The organism is Candidatus Skiveiella danica, assembly GCF_022705245.1.
Taxonomy (GTDB): domain Bacteria; phylum Pseudomonadota; class Gammaproteobacteria; order Burkholderiales; family Burkholderiaceae_C; genus Skiveiella; species Skiveiella danica.
This window is the reverse complement of record NZ_JAKJEW010000003.1, coordinates 91,054-110,519: the sequence shown is the minus strand read 5'-3', so window position 1 is coordinate 110,519 and position 19,466 is coordinate 91,054. Positions and strand designations below refer to the sequence as shown.

Here is a 19,466-nt window from a genome sequence, read left to right as displayed (position 1 = left end):
AACCGGCCGTGAGCTTGCCGGTTGTGGCAGAGGGCTTCGAGCCGGCAATACTTCTTCATGGGCACCTTTCACACCGTCATCTTTGCGGATCTCACCGGCAGCACGGGCGTCTTCGAAGCCCTTGGCAACCAGAAGGCGACACTGGCGGTCACTCGACTCACCCAGTTGATGGCGCAGGCCTGTGAGTCCCACCACGGAGACGTGGTGAAGACGCTGGGAGACGGGGTGCTTGCGGTGTTCGAACAGGTGTCCGATGCGATCGCGGCGATGGTGGCTCTGCAGCGCGAGCATCGCGAGCGGATTGCCCAGTGGCCCCCCAAGCTGGTGATGCAGATCAAGGTTGGCATGGCCAGCGGCAACATCGTACGGGTGGACGGCGATTGTTATGGCGAAGCGGTCAACCTGGCCGCGCGCCTGTGCGACATGGCCGCGCCCAGCGAGATCTGGGCCACCACGCAGGTGACCGATGCAGCGTCCCTGGCCTCGGGCGTACGGGTACGGGCACTGGGGCCTGTCGCCATCCGCGGCATGGCCGAGGCGCGCGAGGTGTGCCAGATCCACTGGGACGGGGCCGAAAACACCGATCTGCTGACCTTGCCGGCGCCCTTGGGCGGACCCGAGGCGCCAGAAAAGGCTCTGAGCCGGATCAACCTCACCTGGCTGGATGTGAACGCGGCTTTTCCCGCATACCAGCTGCCGATCCACCTCGGGCGCCTGTCGGATGCCGAGTTCGCCGTGAACGACCCGCGCGTCTCGCGCCGCCATGCGCGCATCGACTGGGTGGACAACAACTTTGTGCTGACCGACCTGAGCAGCTATGGCACCTGGGTTCGGTTTGCAGGCGGCAGCGGCGACCTGACCTTGCGCCGCAGTGCCTGCGTGCTGCTGGAAAAGGGTGAAATCTCAATGGGCGCACCGTTCACCGACTTCACTGCGCCCACCGTAAGCTTTTCTCTGAGCAACGGTGCCGTGTCGCTCTTGTATCAGCGCAAGGCCTGATCGCCATCCGGGGGAGCCTTTCGCCCTGATTCCTGCTCGCTGCTGCGCGTGGCCTGGTTCAATGGCCGGACTGGTCGGGGTTCTTGCCCTTGAACGGCGCGTAGAAGGCCTTGATGGTCTCCATGTCACGGTCGATGTCGCCGGTCGGATGGAACACCGGGCCCAGGCCCGAGATCTTGCGGGCGTAGTCCATGTAGGACAGCACGATCGGCACGCCGGCGCCGTGGGCGATGTGATAGAAGCCCGTCTTCCAGTAGCGCACCTTGCTGCGCGTGCCCTCGGGCGGCACCACCAGCTGCAGCGGGCCATCGGCGGCCCGGATGGCATCGACCGACGCAGCCACCAGGTTGGTGGACTTTTCGCGATTGACCGCGATGCCGCCGAGCCAATGCATGAGCGCACCGAACGGCGGCGCGAAGATGCTGCGCTTGCCCATCCAGTACAGGTTCATCCGAAGCGCAAAGCCGGCGATGAGGGTGTTGGGCAGATCCCAGTTGCTGGTGTGCGGCGCGGCGATCACCACGCACTTGGGGCAGTCGGGCGGCAGGCTGCCTTCCACGCGCCATCCGGTCAGCTTGAGAATCGTGAGGGACAGGCCCCGCAGCAGGGTGTTGACCACCGGGGTCGTGAAGATGGTGCGATGCATGGGCAGCGACTGTACGTTACATTCGGGCCGACATGGGCAGCTACTGGGCGCTGGCGCCTCATATGGGTGCGGAGATCGATCTTCCGTTGACGCAGGTCACAGGCCTTTTGCGCAAGCTCGGCCTGTCCGGCCGCCACGCCGTGGCCGAGCAGCTGTTGCGCCTGGTTGGCAGCCGGGTTCCGCTGGCCCAGTGTGCGATCTTTTCTTACGAAGGCGGCGGTCGCCCGCGCATCGTGGCGATCGGTGACCGCGCAAGGACGGCCGCACTCCCCGCCATTTCACAGGACTACGTGACCCGCTTCTATCCGATGGACGGCAGCGTGCAGGTGATGGCGGCCGAGTCCCTGGCAGCCCGGCGCGCTGGCGCGGCCAACCCGCATATCCTGCTGCACCGGCAGACGGCGAACGACATCGCGCACCCGCAGTACCGCGCCATCTGCTACGAGCTACCTCAGGTGGCCGAGCGGCTGGCGATCCTGGCGCTGTACCAGGGCGAGCGTTGGATGTCCGTGAATTTCTACCGGGGCGTCGAGCACGGCCCTTTCGACGACGCGGCCATTGCGGTGATCGAAGCCTTTGCGCCGTTGCTGGTTCAGGCCGTGCGCCTGCACCACGCCGGGCAGACCTTGAACGATGACCTCGCCGAACTGATGCTGGCGCGGTTGCGCGCGCGCTGTCCAGCGTTGACCAAGCGTGACCTTGACGTGGTCCGCGGCCTGCTGGCGGGTCTGGCCACGGAAGGCATTGCCGAGCGCATGGGCATCGAAGTGTCCAGCGCGCAGACCTACCTCAAGCGCGTCTATCGCAAACTGGGCATCTCCGGCCAGCGTGAGCTGTTTGGCGTGCTGCTCGCGCCGGACGCATCGACCTGACGGCAACGGGGCCGCCGTCCACTGCCGATGTTCCTGTTTGGGGACAGGCGTGCCGCAGGGCGCTCCTACACTGGGCATCCCTGACGGCGGGTCCCGGAAGCGCCCGTCCCACCCTTCGGAGACACAGAAACATGCACGAACCCCATGCCGAGCCCCGGCGCTCGATCTACTACCGCTACCAGGTCCACGCGCCGTGGCTGGCCTCAAAGCACCCGCCGCAGGATCGCAAGAAAGTCGTCATCGTCGGCGCCGGCCCGATCGGCCTGTTTGCCGCGCTGGAGCTGGCGCGCCTGGGCGTGCCCTGCGTGCTGCTCGAATCCGAGCTGCAGGTCTCCGAGGGCAGCCGCGCCATCGTCTTCACGCGCCGCTCCATGGAAATCCTGCAGCAGGTCGGCGTGGACGCGCCCATCACGGCCAACGGCCTGCCCTGGCGCTTTGGCAATTCGTTCTACCGCGGCCAGCGCGTGTACCGCATGGAGGCACCGCACGATCCGGACGACCGCTTCTTCCCGATGATCAACCTGCAGCAGCAGTACCTGGAGCAGTACCTGACCGAGGCCGTGCTGGCGCACCCGCTGATCGATATGCGCTGGGGCAACCGCGTGACCCGCGTGGACCCCAAAGACAGCTTCGTCCGGGTCGAGGTGGATACGCCCGAAGGCTCCTACTTGCTGGAATCCGACTGGCTGGTGGCCTCCGATGGCGCGCGCTCCGGCATTCGCGCGATGATGGACCTGAAGCTCGAAGGCGCCTCGTACGAGGGCCGCTTCGTGATCGCCGACATCCGCATCGACCTGCCGCTGCCCACCGAGCGCCTGGCCTTTTTCGACCCCGACTGGAACCCCGGCAACACCATCCTGATGCACCGTGAACCCCACGGCATCTGGCGCGTGGACTACCAGCTGCCGCCCGACGAGACGCCCGAGCAGGCGCTCGCCCCCGGTTCACTCAAGGCGCGCATCGACGCCCAGCTGGCGATGATCGGCCACGGCGGCACGCCCTGGGAGATGGACTGGTGCTCGGTCTATTCCGCGCGCGCCCTGACGCTGCCCAACTACGTGAACGGCCGCGTGCTGTTCACCGGCGATGCGGCGCACATGCTGCCGATCTTCGGCGTGCGCGGCGCCAACACCGGCTGGCAGGACGCCCAGGGCCTGGCCTGGCGCCTGGCCTTTGTCGCCCGGGGCGTGGCGCCCGAGTCGCTGCTGCAGAGCTACAGCAGCGAGCGCGTGGCCGCGGCCTGGGAAATCATCGACGAAGCGGGCAAGAGCACCCGCTTCATGACGCCGCCGACGCGGGGTTTTCGCCTGCTGCGCGACGCGGTGCTGTCGCTCTCCTTGAGCCAACCCTTCGTCGGACCGCTCTACCATTGGCGCACCTCGCGGCCGCACGAGTACACGCAGTCCCCGCTGAACAGCTCGGGCGACGACAACCTCCTGTTCAAGGTCGGCCCCGGCCACGGCGCACCGCCGCAGAACATCCGCCTGGGGGCCGACGACTACCTGCTGGATCACCTGGGCGGCGGCTTTGACCTGTTGTATTTCACGGAAGGCCCGGCCATTCCCGATGCGCTGCAGAAGGTGGTCGCCGAAATCCGGTTGAAGGGCGTGCCGCTGCGCGTGGTCGCCGTGGGCGCTGCCGAGCCGGTGGCCGGTGCCGACCTGATACTGGCCGATGCCGACGGCCACTTTCGCGCCCGCTACGGCGTGCGGGCCAGCGGCGCGGCCTACCTGCTGCGCCCGGACCAGCACATCTGTGCCCGCTGGATGAGCCTGGACGCTGGCCGTTTGCAATCCGCGCTTACAACCGCGCTGGGCGGCACTGCTTCAACAACCGTTTCAGTCCAGAAAGGCGTCTGACCATGTCCACTTCCGCTAGCCTTTCCGTGCCCCACCTGGAGCAGGTCTATGACGCATTGGCCACGGCCATCGACGCGGCGGGACCCGACAAGTCCGAGCTGTTCCTGGTCAAGCTGGCGCTGCTGAACGCCAATGCGCTGGGCGATGTCGCTGCGTTCGAGGCCCAGGTCGCCGCCGCGCTTAAAGACCTTTGAGGGCTCGCGGCAGGGCTGAAAACGTAAAATTCGGAGCTCTCTCTCTCCGGACACCGCGTTTTCAGCGCATCCTTACCGCATGAACGCCCCCATCGACGTCTCCTTCTTCGCGCGCGCCGCCAAGCCGATCAGCAGCTACCGCCCCTACTGGGCGAAGCGCTTCGGCACGGCCCCGTTCCTGCCGATGAGCCGCGCGGAGATGGACAGACTCAGCTGGGACAGCTGTGACGTCATCCTGGTCACGGGCGACGCCTATGTGGACCACCCCAGCTTCGGCATGGCCGTGATCGGCCGGGTGCTGGAGGCGCAGGGCTTTCGCGTCGGCATCATCGCCCAGCCCAACTGGCACAGCGCCGAAGCCTTCAAGGCCCTGGGCAAACCCAACCTGTTCTGGGGCGTGACCGCCGGGAACATGGATTCGATGATCAACCGCTACACCGCGGACCGCAAGATCCGCAGCGACGACGCCTACACGCCCGGCGACGTGGGCGGCAAGCGACCGGATCGCGCAGCCATCGTCTACAGCCAGCGCTGCCGCGAGGCCTATAACGACGTGCCGCTGATCCTGGGTGGCATCGAAGGCAGCCTGCGCCGCATCGCACACTACGACTACTGGAGCGACAAGGTGCGTCGCTCCATCGTGGTGGACGCCAAGTGCGACCTGCTGCTCTACGGCAACGCCGAGCGCGCGCTGGTCGAGATCGCCCACCGGCTGGCGGCCAAGGAGCCGGTGCAAAAGATCACCGATGTGCGCGGCACCGCCTTCGTGCGCCGCACGGATGACGAAAGCCGCCATGACTGGTTCGAGATCGACTCCAGCCAGGTGGACGAGCCCGGCCGCGTCGAGTCGCATATCAACCCGTACCAGACGACGAGCGAGCAGGCGGCACAGCAGGGCAGCACTTGCGAGCGCGAGGATACTTCTGTTTCAATAGCAGACAATGACCAAAAGACGCTGGGAAGTGGCCAATTGGGTTCAAAAAGTGCTGTCCAGCCGCTGACTTTTGTGCCCAACCCGGCCTTGTATGGCAAGGGCAGCGTCAAGGTGCCGCCACGTGACCGCAGCGTGATCCGCCTGCCGAGCTACGAGCAGGTCAAGGCGGATCCGGTGCTGTACGCGCACGCCAACCGCGTGCTGCACCTGGAGACCAACCCCGGCAACGCCCGTGCGCTGGTGCAGGCACACGGCGAGGGCACGACGGCGCGCGACGTGTGGATCACCCCGCCACCGATCCCGCTGACCACGGCCGAGATGGACCATGTGTTCGACCTGCCCTACGCGCGCAGCCCGCACCCCAGCTACGCGGACGAGGCCGGCAGCCATGACGGCGCGACCAAGATCCCGGCGTGGGAGATGATCCGTTTTTCCGTGAACATCATGCGCGGCTGCTTCGGCGGCTGCACCTTCTGCTCGATCACCGAGCACGAAGGCCGCATCATCCAGAGCCGCAGCGAAGACTCGGTGATCCACGAGATCGAGGAGATCCGCGACAAGGTCAAGGGCTTCACCGGCACCATCTCCGACCTCGGCGGCCCCACGGCCAACATGTACCGCCTGGGCTGCCGCAGCCCCGAGATCGAAGCCGCCTGCCGCAAGCCGAGCTGCGTCTACCCCGGCATCTGCCAGAACCTCACCACCGACCACGGCCCGCTGATCCACATGTACCGCCGGGCGCGCGCCTTGAAGGGCGTGAAGAAGATCCTGATCGGTTCCGGCCTGCGCTACGACCTGGCCGTGCAAAGCCCCGAGTACGTCAAGGAACTGGTGCAGCACCACGTCGGCGGTTACCTGAAGATCGCGCCCGAGCACACCGAGCAAGGCCCGCTGACGAAGATGATGAAGCCGGGCATCGGCACCTACGACAAGTTCAAGACGCTGTTCGACAAGTTCAGCCTTGAGGCCGGCAAGAAACAGTTCCTGATCCCGTATTTCATCGCCGCCCACCCCGGCACCACCGATGAAGACATGATGAACCTGGCGGTCTGGCTGAAGAAGAATGGCTTTCGCGCCGACCAGGTCCAGACCTTCTACCCCAGCCCCATGGCCACCGCCACGGCGATGTACCACACGGGCCTGAACCCGCTCAAGGGCGTGCACCGCGATGAGCGCGGCGAGAAGGTGGACGTGGTGCGGGGCGAAAAGCGCCGTCGCCTGCACAAGGCCTTCCTGCGTTACCACGACCCCGCCAACTGGCCGCTGCTGCGCGACGCGCTGAAGGCCATGGGCCGCGCCGACCTGATCGGAAACGGCAAGCAGCACCTGATTCCGACCTGGCAGCCCTTGAACGACGGTGCCTACCAAAGCCCCCGGCGCAAGAACTCAAGCGTGGCACCGCCCAAGTCCGAGCCCGTCAAAGGGCGCCTGCTGACCCAGCACACCGGCCTGCCGCCCCGAGCCTCGGGGGGCACCCGTCCCGGCAGCCCGGTGGGTGGCGGCAAGCGCAAAGGGCGTTGAAGGCGTTTATTTCAGGTTTGGGGGCTTTTTTGGCCACTTTCCAGCGTCGGAAGGTCATTGTAAGCTATTGAAAGGATAGCGTTTGAGCCTCTGTAGCCCTCGCGTCCTGGGGCCGGTCCGGTGCTGGCGGCGCGATCCGCCCCGCGGACCCATCAGAACGAGCCCAGACTCCCGAGGATGGCGCCGAGCTGAACGGTGTTGATCAAAATCGCCGACTTGTGAATCCTGCGGAATTCCGGGATGGCGATGGCGTCCTGCCCCTGGATCTGGATCCCCAGCCGGTCCATCCGGGGAATCAGTCGGGCGCGAAGAACCAGGGTCAGCGTGGCGATCGCCGCGGCACCGACGGCAAAACCGGTTCGCGACGCCAGGGCATAGCTCGCCGCGGTACCCACTGCGGCGACAAAGGCCATCCGGAAATAGGTAATGTAGAACGAGCGGATGAAACGGGAGTCCACCGGGTTGTCGTGCTTCAGTATCAGCAAGGGGACCGACCCCAACAAGAAGTAGGCCGTGATCGCCAGCAAGGCAACGGTGAAGAACAAGGCAAACTGGTTCGGTTGAAGCATCATGGCGCTGCGCACGGGATACAGAAAATCTTCCACGATGACCGGCTAGCGGAAGGACTGACAAAAACCGGAGCACCAGAGGCGCCCGCCGGTTCGCCATCTTACGTCGCTCGCCAGCAATATCAAGCCTCTGCCAGAGGGGTCACATGCGGCTCAATGGATGAATCCGACAACCCTGTGGGCATCTTTGGCAGGCTCCATCCACCCAAAAGAAAAAAGGCATGCCGCTGTGCAGCATGCCCTCCTGATCGTTGGGCCCGTGGACAAACCTGCCGGGCAACTGGCGATTTACTTCGTCGCCGGCGGTTTGCTGCCCTTGAACGGGCCGGCCGGGTTGACCGCGCTGCCCGTGGCCGGTGCGCCCGAGCTCGCGCCCGCACCGGCGCCTTCCTGGATGCCCAGGCGTTTGGCGATGGACTGCTCCAGCGCCTTGATCTTCGGCTCGATCTGGGCGCGGGAGTCCGCGATGAGCTTTTCCATGAGCGGTTTCTGCATGTCGGGGCCCAGTTGCTGGAACTTGAGCCAGGCCGGGTTTTCCATGACCGAAATCACCTGGCGCAGTTCGTCCTCGGTGAACTTCTCTTCGAGCACGGCGCCGACCGTGGTGGGCGCGAGTTTCGCCGCGCGGTCCCGCACGATGGGAACGGCCTCATCGACGTATTTCTTCACATCGGCCTGGATTTCCTTGCCGACGGCCTCCTGGCGATCGGGGGGCACGCGTGCCTGCAGGATCTGCCCCGCACGCTCCAGCAGGGCCGCGGCCGGCTGCTCAGCCAAGTTGCGCGCCAGGCCCTCGATGCCGGGCATCTGCAGCTTGACGATGCGCGCCGCGAGTTCTTTCTTGGCGGGGGTGGATTGGGCCTGCACGCCAAAGGCGGCGGAAAGCAGGGCGACGAGAAGGAGGGTTTTGATACGCATGGCGCATTTTAGGTGATGCGACCGCGTCGGCTGGCCGTGCGACAAAGGCCCTCCGGTCATCCACCCATCGTGTGCAGCGGGATGTCCTTCTCCACACCGAGCCTGTCAAGCTGCTTGCAGGTCTGCGTGAGCAGGAATGCGGCTATCGCGGCATGCGTGGCGGGGGCAAACAGGGTCATCAGGCTGGCCATGGGCACGCCGGCCGCGGCGCACAGCGCGGCCGCGAAGTGGGGCTCGAGAGCGGCCACGGCGACGCGGCCGTCCTTGCAGGGATAGACCTTGTACCCTGCATGCGCGCCGCCGACCGCGCCGCCCGGCAGGGTCAGACCCCAGTGCCGCGGCAGGGCCAGCCAGGCGGCGGCTTCCGACAGGGCGACCTCCTGAAAGCTGCCCTTGCCGGTCTTGCCCAGCCGCTGGGCCAGCACCGCCTTGAGCACCGCCTCGCTGGCCATCAGCGCGCCGCCCATGTCGGCAAACAGGGTGGCGGGCAGGTCCAGCCCGGTCACCAGGCCGTTGTCGGCGAGGTAGGTGAGGTCATGGCCGGGTTCTTCGGCGCGGGCGCCAGGCGCGCCGACGATGGCGACGTGGCTCAGCGCCGGGTGGCGTTTGTGCAGTGTCTTCCAGCCCAGGCCGAGCTTCTCAAGCGCGGAGGGGCGAAAGGACGACAGCAGCACGTCGGTGCGCTCCAGCGCCTTGTGCAGCGCGGCCTGGCCCTTGTCGGTCTTCAGGTCAACGCTGATGACCTTGATGCCGGCGTGCAGCGTGGTGTAGGCGCCCTTGTTGTATTGGCCCATGGGGTCGCCGGAGGTGCCAGCCGGCATGTTTCTGGGCGCGGGCGGCTCGGCCTTGGTGCAGGTGGCTCCCATGGCGCGCAGGCGCATCAGCGCGCCCGGGCCGGGCAGGTTCAGTGCCAGGCTGAGCACCCGCACGCCGCGCAGGGGCTTGAGGGGGGGCGCAGCAGCGGGGCTTGGGGGTACGGTCGAAGCGGTGGCCATGAGTCTCTCGTTACTATGAAATAAATAGCTGAAACAGACCAGCGGACGCTGGGCACTGTTGAATTTACCTCAAAGAACAGGCGCAAGGCCAGCGCCAGGGCGACAGCATGGCCTCATTGCGGGCGTGGCAGCACTGGGCGCGTCGATCAGAACGGCAGGCCGACGTAGTTCTCCGCCAGCGAGCCCTGGGCCCTCTCGGAGGAGAACAGGTAGGCCAGCTCGGTGTCCTGCAGTTTGTGGTCGTAAGCGATGTTGTCCGGGAAGGTATGCAGCATCGTGGTCATCCACCAAGAGAAACGTTGCGCCTTCCAAACGCGGGCCAGGGCCTTGGCAGAGTAGTTCTCCAGGCCGGTGTCGTCACCGTCCTGGTAGTGCGCCAGCATGGCGTGGTACAGGTAATAGATGTCGGAAGCGGCGCTGTTAAGCCCGCGCGCGCCGGTGGGCGGCACGATGTGGGCGGCGTCGCCCGCCAGGAACAGGTTGCCGTAGCGCATCGGCTCGGCGACGAAGGAGCGCAGCGGGGCAATCGACTTCTCGATCGAGGGCCCGGTGATCAGGCGCGCGGCCACGTCCGCGGGCAGGCGGCGCTTGAGTTCGGCCCAGAAGGCCTCGTCGGACCAGTCCTCAACCGTTTCGCTCAGGGGCACCTGGATGTAGTAGCGGCTCAGCACCTGCGAGCGCAGCGAGCACAGCGCAAAGCCGCGCTCGTGCCGGGCGTAGATCAGCTCGGGCGACACCGGCTTGGTGCGCGAGAGCACGCCCAGCCAGCCGAAGGGGTACACCTTCTCGTACTCCTTGAGCACGTCACGCGGGATCGATTTGCGGCTCACGCCGTGGAAGCCGTCGGCACCAATGACGTAGTCGCAGTCTATGCGCACGATCTCGTCGCCCATGCGGTAGGTGACATAGGGGGTGGCACTCTTGAGGTCGTGTGGCTGAACGTCTTCCGCGTTGTGAATGACCACGCCGTTCATCTTGTCGCGGGCTTCGTACAGGTCGCGCGTCAGTTCGGTCTGGCCGTAGACCACCACCGAACTGCCTCCGCTGTATTTGTGCAGGTCCACGCGGCGCATCGCGCCGTTGTCGGCGATGAAAAAGCCTTCATGGATCTCGCCCTCGCGGTCCATGCGCTCGCCGCACTGGGCCTCCCGCATCAGTTCGGCGAAACCATGCTCCAGCACGCCGGCGCGGATGCGCGAGAGCACGTATTCGCGGCTTTGGCGTTCCAGCACGATGGTGTCGATGCCCTTGAGATGCAAGAGTTGCGAGAGCATGAGGCCGGATGGGCCGCCGCCGATGATGGCTACCTGGGTGCGCATGGGGTGTCTCCTGTGGGTGTTGAAAGGGGTGGGCCCAACTGTACGGACGCCGCCGCTCCAGCGCCACCGGCCCGTGTGGTGTTTGTGCGATCATCGTGCGCAGTGCGCGATCACCGCGCAAGACTTGATGTGGAGCAATGCCATGGACATCGCGAAGGCCGACTTCATCGAAGGCATGGCCAAAGGGCTGGCGGTGCTGGAGAGTTTCGACACCGAACGCCAGCGTCTGAACGCCACGCTGGCCGCGCAACGCGCGGGCCTCACCCGCGCCGCGGCGCGTCGCCACCTGCTCACGCTGGCGCACCTGGGCTATCTGGAGACCGACGGCAGCCATTTCTGGCTGGCGCCCAAGGTGTTGCGGTTTTCCGGCAGCTACCTGGCGTCGGCGCGCTTGCCGCGGGTGCTGCAGCCCACGCTGAACCGGCTGGCGGCGCAAACGCAGGAATCCTTCTCAGCCGTGGTGCTGGACGGCGCGGAGGTGGTGATCGTGGCACGCAGCGGGCAGTTGCGGCTGCTGGCCTACGGCCTGCATCTGGGCGCCCGGCTGCCGGCGCACGCCACCTCCACCGGGCGCGTGCTGCTGGCTTCGCTGCCACCGGCGGAGTTTGAAGCCTGGATGGCCGGGGAGGGCGGCGACCGGGCCCTGCCGCGCCTGACGCCCCGCACCGTCGTGGAGCCAGCGGCCTTTCGCGCGCTGATCGAGCAGGCTCGCCGAGATGACTGGTGCGTGGCCAGTGAAGAGCATGAACTCGGCATCCACGCCCTGGCCGTGCCGGTGCGCAACATGCAGGGCAAGACGGTGGCGGCGTTGAACGTGGTGGCACCGCCCGCGCGGCTGGAAACTGCTGCGATTCGGCGCGACCTGCTGCCGCTGTTGCTGGACGCGGCGCGGGAGTTGCGTCCGCTGGTTTGAACCCGCGAGGGCGCCGGGGCGTTCAGACGCCCAGGTGCTGAGCCAGCAACTCGGGCTGGGCCAGCAAGGTGTTGGATGTGCCTTCGAACACCACCTCGCCCTTGACCAGGATGACGTTGCGGTCGGTGATCTGGGTGACGTGTTTCCAATTCTTGTCGACGATGACGCTGCTGATGCCGCTTTCACGGATCAGGCCGCAGATGCGCCAGATTTCGCGCGCGATCAGCGGGGCCAGGCCTTCGGTGGCTTCGTCCAGAATCAGCACGTCGGGGTTGGTCATGAGCGCGCGCCCGATGGTGAGCATCTGCTGCTCGCCGCCACTGAGTTGCTGGCCGCCGTGCCCCAGGCGCTCTTTCAGTCGAGGGAAGGTCTCGAGCACGCGCTCGTAGGTCCAGTCGCGCTGGCCTCGGGTGCCGGCGCGCGCGGCCATTTTCAGGTTCTCGACCACGCTCAGGTTGCCGAAGATGCCCCGGCCTTCGGGCACATAGGCGATGCCGAGTTGGGCCACCTCGTACGGCGGGCGCCCGGTCATGTTGCGCCCCATGATTTCGACCGCGCCGGCGCGGGGCTTGACCAGGCCCATGATGGATTTCAGCAGGGTGCTCTTGCCCATGCCATTGCGGCCCATCAGGCCGATGGTCTCGCCGCGCTGCACGGTGAAGTCCACGCCGCGCAGGATGTGGCTGGCACCGTAGTACGTGTGGAGGCCGGTGGCGCGGATCGGCAGGTCGGCGGTTGCAACGGCCATCAGTGTTCTTCCCCGAGGTAGGCCGCCTGCACGCCACGGTCGGCGCGCACCGCAGCAGGCGAGCCGCTGGCGATGACCTGGCCGTTGACCATCACCGTCAGATGGTCGGCCAGCGCGAAGATGGCATCCATGTCGTGCTCGACCAGCAGCATGGCGTGATCCTTTTTCAGCTTGAGCAGCAACTCGACCATGCGCTCGGCCTCGGCCACGCCCATGCCGGCCAGCGGTTCATCGAGCAGCAGCACCTGCGGCTCGGTGGCCAGGGTCATGGCGATCTCCAACTGGCGTTGCTCACCGTGGCTGCTGGCGCCGGCGATCACGTTGCGCCGGCTTTCCAGCCCGGCGAGTTCGATGGCACGGGTGGCGCGCGCCAGCGCCGTGGCGGACTTGCCGGCAATCTGAAGCCAGCGCAGCGGGTTCCAGGGCTGTTGCGCATCGCGCGACTGGGCGGCGAGGCGCACGTTTTCCCAGACGGTGAAGGGCGCAAAGATGTTGGTCTTCTGGTAGCTGCGGCCCAGTCCCTGGCGCGAGATTCTCTCGGGTGACCAGCCGGTCACGTCGCGCCCGGCCAGCGTGATCTGGCCTGAAGTGGTTGGCAGGTCGCCGGACAACAGGTTGGTCAGTGTGGACTTGCCGGCGCCATTGGGGCCGATCACCGCATGGATGCGGTCGCGCCACAGGTCCACCGACACTTCATTGACCGCCGCCAGACCGCCGAAGCGTTTGGTCAGTCTTGTCGCTGAAAGGAGGACCTCACTCATCGCGGTCCTCCTTGCGGTTCAGGAAGCGTTCAACCAGGCCCAGCAAGCCACGCGGCGCCAGGATGACGACGGCCACGATGAAAAGGCCCATCCAGAGTTGCCAGTGCTTGCCGGTGTTGAAGGCACCGATGGCGGGCAGATCTTTCAGCGCGTGCAGCACGTATTCGAAAGCAAAGGCGCCGACGATCGCGCCCGCAAAATTGCCCATGCCGCCGAGGATCACCATCATGATGGCGTGTGCGCTCATGTGGAAACCCATGAGTTCGGGGTTCACGTAGCCGGTCTGTGCGCCCCACAGGTAGCCGGCCAGCCCGGCCAGCGCACCGGCCAGCGTGAAGGCAGTCAGCTTGTAGCCAAAGGTGCCGAAACCCATGGCGCGCATGCGGTGCTCGTTGACGCGAATTCCGGCCAGGGCACGGCCGAACGGGCTCCAGAGCAGGCGGCGCAGAAACGCATAGACGCCCAGCAGGCAGGCCAGCGTGAAGTAATAGAACACGCGCTTGTTCTCCAGGTCGAACAGCGTGGCGTCGGGTTTGAAGTTGATGTAGAGGCCGTCCGAGCCGCCCAGCGCCTTGTTGTCGAAGAACAGGAAGAAGATCATCTGGGCGAACGCCATCGTCACCATGATGAAGTAGATGCCGTGGGTGCGCACCACGAAGAAGCCGATCACCAGCGCAGCCAGCCCCGAGACCAGCACCGCCACCGGCAGGGTCCACCACAGGCTGACGGCCTCGCCCTGCGGCGTGAGGAACGCCAGCGCGTAACCCGCCAGGCCGAAGTAAGCCGCATGGCCCAGCGACACCAGGCCAGTCACGCCCTGCAGCAGATCCAGGCTCATGGCGAAGATGCCCAGGATCATCATCCGCGTGACCATCTGCGTGTAGAACTCGGTGCCCACGAAGGGGAAGGCCAGCAGCGCGACCGCGCCCAGCCCGAGCACGAACTGGATGCTGCGCGGCAGGACTTCGAGGTTGGCTTTCGGGCTGCTCATCTTGATCCGGTTATTGCTTGAACAGGCCCTCAGGCTTCCAGAGCAGCACGGCCGCCATCAGCATGTAGACCAGCATGCCCGAGACCTGTGGCAACAGCACCTTGCCGAAGGTGTCAACCAGGCCGACCAGCAGGGCGGAGATGAGCGCGCCGCGCACCGAGCCGATGCCGCCGATCACCACCACTACGAAGCACATGATCAGCACCTGCGAGCCCATGTTGGGGTAGACGCTGGAAATCGGCGCCGCGACCATGCCGGCCACGGTCGCGAGCGCCACGCCGAGTGCGAAGACGATGGCGTGGATCAGCTTGATGTTGATGCCCAGCGACTCGGTCATGTCGCGGTTGAACGCGCCGGCGCGGATCTTCATGCCCAGCCGTGTTTTCGAGATCAGCAGGTACAGGCCGATGGCCAGCACGATGCACACACCGGACATGAAGAGCCGGTACACGGGATAGGACAGGGTGTCGGTCAGCGGGATCGAGGCCCCCAGGAAGTCCGGGATCGGCACGCCGTGCACGTCGTCGCCCCAAAGCATGGAGCGCACTTCTTCAAAGATGTAGATCAGGCCGAAGGTCAGCAGCACCTGGTCCAGGTGGTCGCGCTGGTAGAAGTGGCGAAACAGCAGCCATTCGAGCGCCAGGCCGAACACGACCGACAGCACCGCGCCGCCCAGGATGGCCAGCGTCAGGCTGCCGAACAAGCCGGAGAGCGAATACGCCAGATACGCGCCCAGCATGTAGAAGCTGCCATGCGCCAGGTTGACCACGCCCATGATGCCGAAGATCAGGGTCAGACCGGCGGCCAGCATGAAAAGCACCAGGCCGTACTGGACACTGTTCAGGATCTGGATGAGGAGATTGGCGAAGTCCATCGGGGGGTCAAGAAAAACGGCGGAGAAAGTCCGCCGCTTCAGTTCCACTAGAGCTGTCGGGTCGTGCCTCAGCCCATCTTGCAGCCGGCGCCCGAATCGGAGAGCGCCTTGGCTGCGACACCAATGACCTTGTTTTCCTTGTTCTCGACCACGCGCAGGTAGATGTCCTGCACCGGGTTGTGGGCCTTGCTCATGGTCCACTTGCCGCGCGGGCTGTCAATGACGGCACCCTCCATGGCCTTGTAGAGCGCCGGCTTGGCATTGAGGTCGCCCTTGACGGCGTTGGCGCCCTGGATCAGCAGCAAGCCCGTGTCGTAGCCCTGCACCGCATACACGTCGGGCTGGCTCTTGTAGGTCTTGGCGTAGTCGAGGCGGAATTTCTTGTTGCGCGCGGTGTCGAGCGAGTCGCTGTAGTGCATGGTCGTGACAATGCCATCGGCGGCCGGCCCCGCGGCGTCCAGCACGCCCTCGGTCAGGAAGCCGGAGCCATACAGCGGAATCTTGCCTTTCAGGCCGGCTGCTGCGTAGTCCTTGATGAACTTGGCCGCGCCGCCGCCGGCAAAGAAGCAGACCACGACGTCGGGCTTGATCGCGGCGATCTCGGTCAGCAAGGCCTGGAACTCCACGTTGGGGAAGGGCAGGCCGAGTTCCTTGACGATGGTGCCGCCGGCCTTGGTGTAGCTCTCCTTGAAGCCCTCGAAGGCTTCGTCGCCCGCTGCGTATTTCCAGGTGATCCAGACGGCCTTCTTCAGGCCTTTGTCCACCAGAACCTTGCCCAGCGCCAGTGTCGGCTGGCTGTTGGTGAAGCTGGTGCGGAAGACGTTGGGCGCGCACAGCGCACGTGTGGCGGCATGTACCCCGGCGTTGGGGATCAGGGTCAGCACGCCGGTGTCGCGGGCCACCTTGTGGATGCCCATCTGTACGCCCGAATGCACGGTGCCGATGATCACGTCCACCTTGTCGCGCTGCACCAGCTTGGTCGCGTTTTCCACGCCTTTGGACGGATCGGATTCGTCGTCGACCTTGAACCATTCGATTTCGCGGCCGCCCAGCTTGCCGCCCTGTTCGTCGATGGCCAGGCGAAGGCCGTTCTCGATGGCCACACCCAGTTGGGCGAAGGTGCCCGTGTAGGGCAGCATGAGGCCGATGCGGACCTTGGCGCCTTGGGCACGCACGATCTCGGGCAGCAGAAGACCGGTGGATGCGGCGGCGATCAGGGTCGCGCTGCGGGACAGGACGAGGCGGCGGGAACTGGACATGGAAGTCTCCTTTTGTTTAGGCTTAAAGTAATTTATCGGAAATCGGTGGTTCCGCACCCTATGGCTTACCCGAGGTGTTGAAAGCCGGGACGGCCGCCGGGAGCCCATGTCGGGCCCACGCCACGCCTTGTCCTTCTGGCACATCGATGGCGGCGGCCCGATCCGCGCTGTCCAACTGAATGGCCTGTGCGACGGATGCGGCGATGTGGGTGACGCTGCCCACCAGGATATGAAGCTTCATGCAGGCTGAAAAAAAGCAATAAAGTGCTGACTCGTACTATATGTGAAATATAGTGCAAGTCGGGACAAATTTTTTGCTATAAGTATGATAGCTATTTCGGTCCATCCGACGCTGGGAAATGGCAAATTTAGCTTGAAATCAAGTGCCGACGGCCCCTCCGTTGCGCCGGCGCACCGCCACGATCGCGGAGCGGGGACGGGCGGATCCCGGTTCTGATCCATCAGGCCACGCGCTGTTGGCGCGCGCTCCACCCGAATCGCTGGTTTCGCCGGGGTGCTGGATGTTCACGAACAGCGTTGAGCGATCCGGGGTGACCACGCACCCCGTGATTTCGCTTCCGTTGGGGCCGGTCAGGAATCTTTTGATCGAGCCCGTGGCCAGGTCGGCGCAGAGCAGGGCGTTGTTGCCCAGGTTCGCGTAGGTGCCCTTGCCGATGGCTTGTCCACTCATGTCGGTCTGGATCCAGAGCAGGCCCGCGCTGTCGAAATGCAAGCCGTCGGGCGCGCCGAACGCATCGGCCTGGGGGGAAGGGTAGCGCGCATCGGTGCCAGGTACGGCCGGGTCACCGGCCAGAACGAAGTGGCTCCAGGTGAAAGTGGTCGCGGCTGCGTCTGCGCCGGCCTCGGTCCAGCGCATGATGTGGCCACCCAGGTTGTTGGCGCGCGGATTGGCCGCGTCCACTGCCGGGCGTCCCGGCGCGCCGCGCTGGCTGTTGTTGGTCAGACTGACAAACACCTCTGCAGTGCGGGGATGGATGGCTACCCATTCGGGTCGGTCCATCGGCGTCGCTCCGCGCGCACTGGCGCCCAGGCGTGCGTGAACGAGCACTTCCGCCTGATCAGCATGGCCGTTATCGCCGTTCGTCAGTTCAAGCCAGGCACCCTGGCCGCTGGCATCGAAGCGGGCGGCGTACAGGGTTCCGTGGTCGAGCAGGTCACGATTCGCTGCATAGCCGCCGGGGCGCACCCGGTCGCGACTGACGAACTTGTAGATGAATTCGAATCGTGCGTCGTCGCCCATGTAGACCGCGACGCGGCCATCGCGCGTCAGCGTGCAGGTGGCGCTTTCCGTGCACTTGCGGCCCAGTGCCGTGCGCTTGATGGGCGTGGAGGCCGGATCCATCGGGTCGATTTCGACCACCCAGCCGAATCGATGGGACTCGTTCGGATGCTTCAGCACGTCAAAACTCTCATCGAACCGGTACCAGTCCACCCACTGGCCGCCCGGCGTCGTGCCATAACGTCGGGCCGCAGCGTCGCTGGTTCCGCCCCGGCTTTTGTCGGCACCAAAGTAGCCGTGGAAATTCTCTTCGCAGGTCAGGTAAGTGCCCCATGGCGTGACGCCCATGGCGCAGTTGGCCAGGGTTCCCAGTACCTCCCGGCCGCTCGGATCGGCGGCTGTCTGCAGGAGCGCGCTGCCCGCCGCCGGCCCGGCGATGTGCATGGGGGTGCGCGCATGGATGCGGCGTGCGTAGCCCGAGGGCAGCACCTGGCGCCAGCCGGAGGGCAAACGTTCGATCTCAATCACGGAGACGCCAACCGCGTGCTGGGACTTGCGCACCTTGGCCGCGGTCAGGGGGGCTGCGCCGTCGGCGTGAAGCTGGTGCTCATCGGTGTATTCGTGATTGAGCACCAGCAAGGCGCGGCGCCCGTCACTTCCCAGCGGGAAAAAATGCATGCCATCGTGGTGCATGCCGGCTTGCAAGGCCTGATCGTCCGCCGTGTTGGAGGCATCCGGCCTGAAAGCCGGCAGCGAGGAGCCGATGCCGGTGGGGTCGCCCCAACGGTAGAGCACGTGGTATTCGTACTCCGGTGGCACGACCACAGCATCCCGCAGTGACGCGGGCACTGCCGTGAAACCCAGGGGCGGTCTCGATGTTCCGGCATACCCGACCGGGCCCATCATGGCCACCACGGCCGCCATGGCCGACTGGAGGACCAATCGTCGATCCGGATGCTGGCGAACGTGTTCCATAGGTGTGGCTCAATGCGGGATGCATGCAATAGAGCAGGCACCACGCGTCCCGGTCAGGGTGCGGTGGGGCACCGCCGGAACCAGTGCGGAGCCCGACCTGCCGAAGCGTTTACTTGGCGTCAGCGGCGCACTTTTTCACGAAGCTGGTCTTGGCCGCGCCGGCGAGCTTCTTCTCAGCGGCTTGTGCCTCGCAGGCAGTGGCGGCAGTGGTGGTCTTTGCATCGGCTTCGCACTTCTTCAGGAAGCTGGTGCTGGCCGCTCCAGCCAGTTTCTTCTCTTTCGCCTGGGCCTCGCAGGCTGCGGCTGCGTCCGAGGCCTTGGCATCGCCTTCGCACTTCTTCATGAACGAAGTCTTGGCGGCGCCGGCCAGTTTCTTCGCCGTGGCCTGCGCCTCGCAGGTTTCAGCGGCGTGGGCCGCGCCGGTGACGAACAGGGTTGCAGCGATGGCAATCAGAATCTTTTGCATGAGAAGGCTCCTGGGAAAGTGGCGCAGGCCCATCCGGCGCCTGCGGCATTCTATGTTGGCAATGGCTGGGGTCGTGCACTGTATGCCCGGCGCGTTGGGCATCCACTTGTCGCGCAACGGGTGCAGTTGGCCTGCCCGGAGGGACTCGAACCCCCGACCTACGGCTTAGAAGGCCGTTGCTCTATCCAGTTGAGCTACGGGCAGATGGTTGAAAGGCCCACTGAGCGGGCCTTTGTTGATTCGATGGTCGGAGCGATAGGATTCGAACCTACGACCCTCTGGTCCCAAACCAGATGCGCTACCAGACTGCGCTACGCTCCGACAAGCCTGTTATTCTACCCCGTAGCGGGTCTGAAGTCCGAGTGTCTTTACCAGTTGTGTCGGGTGACGCCACAGGGAGTTGTTCGCTTGCA

At 65.5% G+C, this 19,466-nt stretch carries 19 protein-coding genes and 2 tRNA genes; 6 read left to right on the top strand and 15 right to left on the bottom strand.

Annotated features, from left to right (window positions below):
* Window positions 1-57: 57 nt before the first annotated feature.
* Complete coding sequence (locus ACMUOY_RS02810) at window positions 58-999, top strand: adenylate/guanylate cyclase domain-containing protein (RefSeq protein WP_413890865.1); 942 nt, start codon at window positions 58-60, stop codon at window positions 997-999.
* Window positions 1,000-1,057: 58 nt separating this feature from the next.
* Here the strand turns inward: ACMUOY_RS02810 and ACMUOY_RS02805 are convergent, their stop codons facing one another.
* Window positions 1,058-1,645, bottom strand: coding sequence for a lysophospholipid acyltransferase family protein (locus ACMUOY_RS02805; RefSeq protein ID WP_413890863.1), 588 nt, complete (start codon window positions 1,643-1,645; stop codon window positions 1,058-1,060).
* Window positions 1,646-1,677: 32 nt separating this feature from the next.
* Here ACMUOY_RS02805 and ACMUOY_RS02800 point away from each other — a divergent pair, with 32 nt between their 5' ends.
* The 4 genes from ACMUOY_RS02800 (at window position 1,678) to ACMUOY_RS02785 (ending at window position 7,025) form a co-directional block, all read left to right on the top strand.
* A complete protein-coding gene (locus ACMUOY_RS02800; RefSeq protein ID WP_413890861.1) occupies window positions 1,678-2,517 on the top strand; it encodes a helix-turn-helix transcriptional regulator in 840 nt (279 codons plus the stop codon).
* Between the two features lie 131 nt (window positions 2,518-2,648).
* The gene (locus tag ACMUOY_RS02795; RefSeq protein WP_413890859.1) at window positions 2,649-4,376 is read left to right on the top strand and encodes an FAD-dependent monooxygenase; all 1,728 of its coding nucleotides are present in this window, start codon (window positions 2,649-2,651) and stop codon (window positions 4,374-4,376) included.
* A 2-nt stretch (window positions 4,377-4,378) separates the two neighbouring features.
* On the top strand, window positions 4,379-4,570 hold the full coding sequence (locus ACMUOY_RS02790) for a DUF2783 domain-containing protein (protein ID WP_413890857.1): 192 nt from the start codon (window positions 4,379-4,381) through the stop codon (window positions 4,568-4,570).
* 79 nt (window positions 4,571-4,649) lie between these two features.
* Complete coding sequence (locus ACMUOY_RS02785; RefSeq protein ID WP_413890855.1) at window positions 4,650-7,025, top strand: YgiQ family radical SAM protein; 2,376 nt, start codon at window positions 4,650-4,652, stop codon at window positions 7,023-7,025.
* Between the two features lie 152 nt (window positions 7,026-7,177).
* Here ACMUOY_RS02785 and ACMUOY_RS02780 read toward each other — a convergent pair whose 3' ends face one another.
* The 4 genes from ACMUOY_RS02780 to pobA all read right to left on the bottom strand — a co-directional run bounded on the left by ACMUOY_RS02780 (window position 7,178) and on the right by pobA (window position 10,826).
* Complete coding sequence (locus tag ACMUOY_RS02780; RefSeq protein WP_413890853.1) at window positions 7,178-7,630, bottom strand: hypothetical protein; 453 nt, start codon at window positions 7,628-7,630, stop codon at window positions 7,178-7,180.
* A gap of 252 nt (window positions 7,631-7,882) precedes the next feature.
* Window positions 7,883-8,512 (bottom strand): hypothetical protein, encoded by a 630-nt coding sequence (locus tag ACMUOY_RS02775; RefSeq protein WP_413890851.1) that lies wholly within the window; start codon window positions 8,510-8,512, stop codon window positions 7,883-7,885.
* Window positions 8,513-8,568: 56 nt separating this feature from the next.
* On the bottom strand, window positions 8,569-9,507 hold the full coding sequence (locus ACMUOY_RS02770; protein WP_413890849.1) for a CoA transferase: 939 nt from the start codon (window positions 9,505-9,507) through the stop codon (window positions 8,569-8,571).
* 146 nt (window positions 9,508-9,653) lie between these two features.
* Window positions 9,654-10,826, bottom strand: a complete 1,173-nt coding sequence (gene pobA / locus ACMUOY_RS02765; protein ID WP_413890847.1) for a 4-hydroxybenzoate 3-monooxygenase — start codon at window positions 10,824-10,826, stop codon at window positions 9,654-9,656.
* Between the two features lie 142 nt (window positions 10,827-10,968).
* Between pobA and ACMUOY_RS02760 the strand changes: the two genes are divergently transcribed.
* Complete coding sequence (locus ACMUOY_RS02760) at window positions 10,969-11,739, top strand: IclR family transcriptional regulator C-terminal domain-containing protein (protein ID WP_413890845.1); 771 nt, start codon at window positions 10,969-10,971, stop codon at window positions 11,737-11,739.
* A 22-nt stretch (window positions 11,740-11,761) separates the two neighbouring features.
* Here the strand turns inward: ACMUOY_RS02760 and ACMUOY_RS02755 are convergent, their stop codons facing one another.
* The 10 genes from ACMUOY_RS02755 to ACMUOY_RS02710 all read right to left on the bottom strand — a co-directional run bounded on the left by ACMUOY_RS02755 (window position 11,762) and on the right by ACMUOY_RS02710 (window position 19,374).
* Entirely contained in the window at window positions 11,762-12,487 is a 726-nt protein-coding gene (locus tag ACMUOY_RS02755; protein ID WP_413890843.1) for an ABC transporter ATP-binding protein, read from the bottom strand.
* Window positions 12,487-13,248, bottom strand: coding sequence for an ABC transporter ATP-binding protein (locus ACMUOY_RS02750; protein WP_413890841.1), 762 nt, complete (start codon window positions 13,246-13,248; stop codon window positions 12,487-12,489). Before ACMUOY_RS02750 ends, ACMUOY_RS02755 begins: the two co-directional genes overlap by 1 nt.
* Window positions 13,241-14,239: a branched-chain amino acid ABC transporter permease gene (locus ACMUOY_RS02745; protein WP_413890839.1), complete on the bottom strand. Its 999-nt coding sequence runs from the start codon at window positions 14,237-14,239 to the stop codon at window positions 13,241-13,243. The genes ACMUOY_RS02750 and ACMUOY_RS02745 overlap by 8 nt, the downstream gene beginning before the upstream one ends.
* 10 nt (window positions 14,240-14,249) lie before the next feature.
* Window positions 14,250-15,113, bottom strand: a complete 864-nt coding sequence (locus ACMUOY_RS02740) for a branched-chain amino acid ABC transporter permease (protein ID WP_413890837.1) — start codon at window positions 15,111-15,113, stop codon at window positions 14,250-14,252.
* Between the two features lie 68 nt (window positions 15,114-15,181).
* Window positions 15,182-16,372, bottom strand: a complete 1,191-nt coding sequence (locus tag ACMUOY_RS02735) for an ABC transporter substrate-binding protein (RefSeq protein WP_413890835.1) — start codon at window positions 16,370-16,372, stop codon at window positions 15,182-15,184.
* Window positions 16,373-16,430: 58 nt separating this feature from the next.
* On the bottom strand, window positions 16,431-16,613 hold the full coding sequence (locus tag ACMUOY_RS02730) for a hypothetical protein (RefSeq protein ID WP_413890833.1): 183 nt from the start codon (window positions 16,611-16,613) through the stop codon (window positions 16,431-16,433).
* A gap of 138 nt (window positions 16,614-16,751) precedes the next feature.
* Entirely contained in the window at window positions 16,752-18,587 is a 1,836-nt protein-coding gene (locus ACMUOY_RS02725) for a PhoX family protein (protein WP_413890831.1), read from the bottom strand.
* Between the two features lie 109 nt (window positions 18,588-18,696).
* Window positions 18,697-19,053 carry a PsiF family protein gene (locus ACMUOY_RS02720; RefSeq protein WP_413890829.1) on the bottom strand — a complete coding sequence of 119 codons (357 nt, stop codon included), beginning with the start codon at window positions 19,051-19,053 and terminating at the stop codon, window positions 18,697-18,699.
* A 127-nt stretch (window positions 19,054-19,180) separates the two neighbouring features.
* Window positions 19,181-19,257: transfer RNA gene (locus tag ACMUOY_RS02715), tRNA-Arg, on the bottom strand.
* 40 nt (window positions 19,258-19,297) lie between these two features.
* A tRNA-Pro gene (locus ACMUOY_RS02710) sits at window positions 19,298-19,374 on the bottom strand.
* Between the last annotated feature and the right edge of the window lie 92 nt (window positions 19,375-19,466).

Excerpts from the sequence above, each read along its gene's own strand:
- ACMUOY_RS02795 (WP_413890859.1), top strand. The coding sequence starts at position 2,649 with ATGCACGAACCCCATGCCGAGCCCCGGCGCTCGATCTACTACCGCTAC.
- ACMUOY_RS02785 (WP_413890855.1), top strand. The coding sequence starts at position 4,650 with ATGAACGCCCCCATCGACGTCTCCTTCTTCGCGCGCGCCGCCAAGCCG.
- ACMUOY_RS02755 (WP_413890843.1), bottom strand. The coding sequence starts at position 12,487 with ATGGCCGTTGCAACCGCCGACCTGCCGATCCGCGCCACCGGCCTCCAC.
- ACMUOY_RS02770 (WP_413890849.1), bottom strand. The coding sequence starts at position 9,507 with ATGGCCACCGCTTCGACCGTACCCCCAAGCCCCGCTGCTGCGCCCCCC.
- ACMUOY_RS02735 (WP_413890835.1), bottom strand. The coding sequence starts at position 16,372 with ATGTCCAGTTCCCGCCGCCTCGTCCTGTCCCGCAGCGCGACCCTGATC.
- ACMUOY_RS02730 (WP_413890833.1), bottom strand. The coding sequence starts at position 16,613 with ATGAAGCTTCATATCCTGGTGGGCAGCGTCACCCACATCGCCGCATCC.
- ACMUOY_RS02740 (WP_413890837.1), bottom strand. The coding sequence starts at position 15,113 with ATGGACTTCGCCAATCTCCTCATCCAGATCCTGAACAGTGTCCAGTAC.
- ACMUOY_RS02760 (WP_413890845.1), top strand. The coding sequence starts at position 10,969 with ATGGACATCGCGAAGGCCGACTTCATCGAAGGCATGGCCAAAGGGCTG.
- ACMUOY_RS02745 (WP_413890839.1), bottom strand. The coding sequence starts at position 14,239 with ATGAGCAGCCCGAAAGCCAACCTCGAAGTCCTGCCGCGCAGCATCCAG.
- pobA (WP_413890847.1), bottom strand. The coding sequence starts at position 10,826 with ATGCGCACCCAGGTAGCCATCATCGGCGGCGGCCCATCCGGCCTCATG.
- ACMUOY_RS02805 (WP_413890863.1), bottom strand. The coding sequence starts at position 1,645 with ATGCATCGCACCATCTTCACGACCCCGGTGGTCAACACCCTGCTGCGG.
- ACMUOY_RS02725 (WP_413890831.1), bottom strand. The coding sequence starts at position 18,587 with ATGGAACACGTTCGCCAGCATCCGGATCGACGATTGGTCCTCCAGTCG.
- ACMUOY_RS02790 (WP_413890857.1), top strand. The coding sequence starts at position 4,379 with ATGTCCACTTCCGCTAGCCTTTCCGTGCCCCACCTGGAGCAGGTCTAT.
- ACMUOY_RS02810 (WP_413890865.1), top strand. The coding sequence starts at position 58 with ATGGGCACCTTTCACACCGTCATCTTTGCGGATCTCACCGGCAGCACG.
- ACMUOY_RS02720 (WP_413890829.1), bottom strand. The coding sequence starts at position 19,053 with ATGCAAAAGATTCTGATTGCCATCGCTGCAACCCTGTTCGTCACCGGC.
- ACMUOY_RS02775 (WP_413890851.1), bottom strand. The coding sequence starts at position 8,512 with ATGCGTATCAAAACCCTCCTTCTCGTCGCCCTGCTTTCCGCCGCCTTT.
- ACMUOY_RS02750 (WP_413890841.1), bottom strand. The coding sequence starts at position 13,248 with ATGAGTGAGGTCCTCCTTTCAGCGACAAGACTGACCAAACGCTTCGGC.
- ACMUOY_RS02800 (WP_413890861.1), top strand. The coding sequence starts at position 1,678 with ATGGGCAGCTACTGGGCGCTGGCGCCTCATATGGGTGCGGAGATCGAT.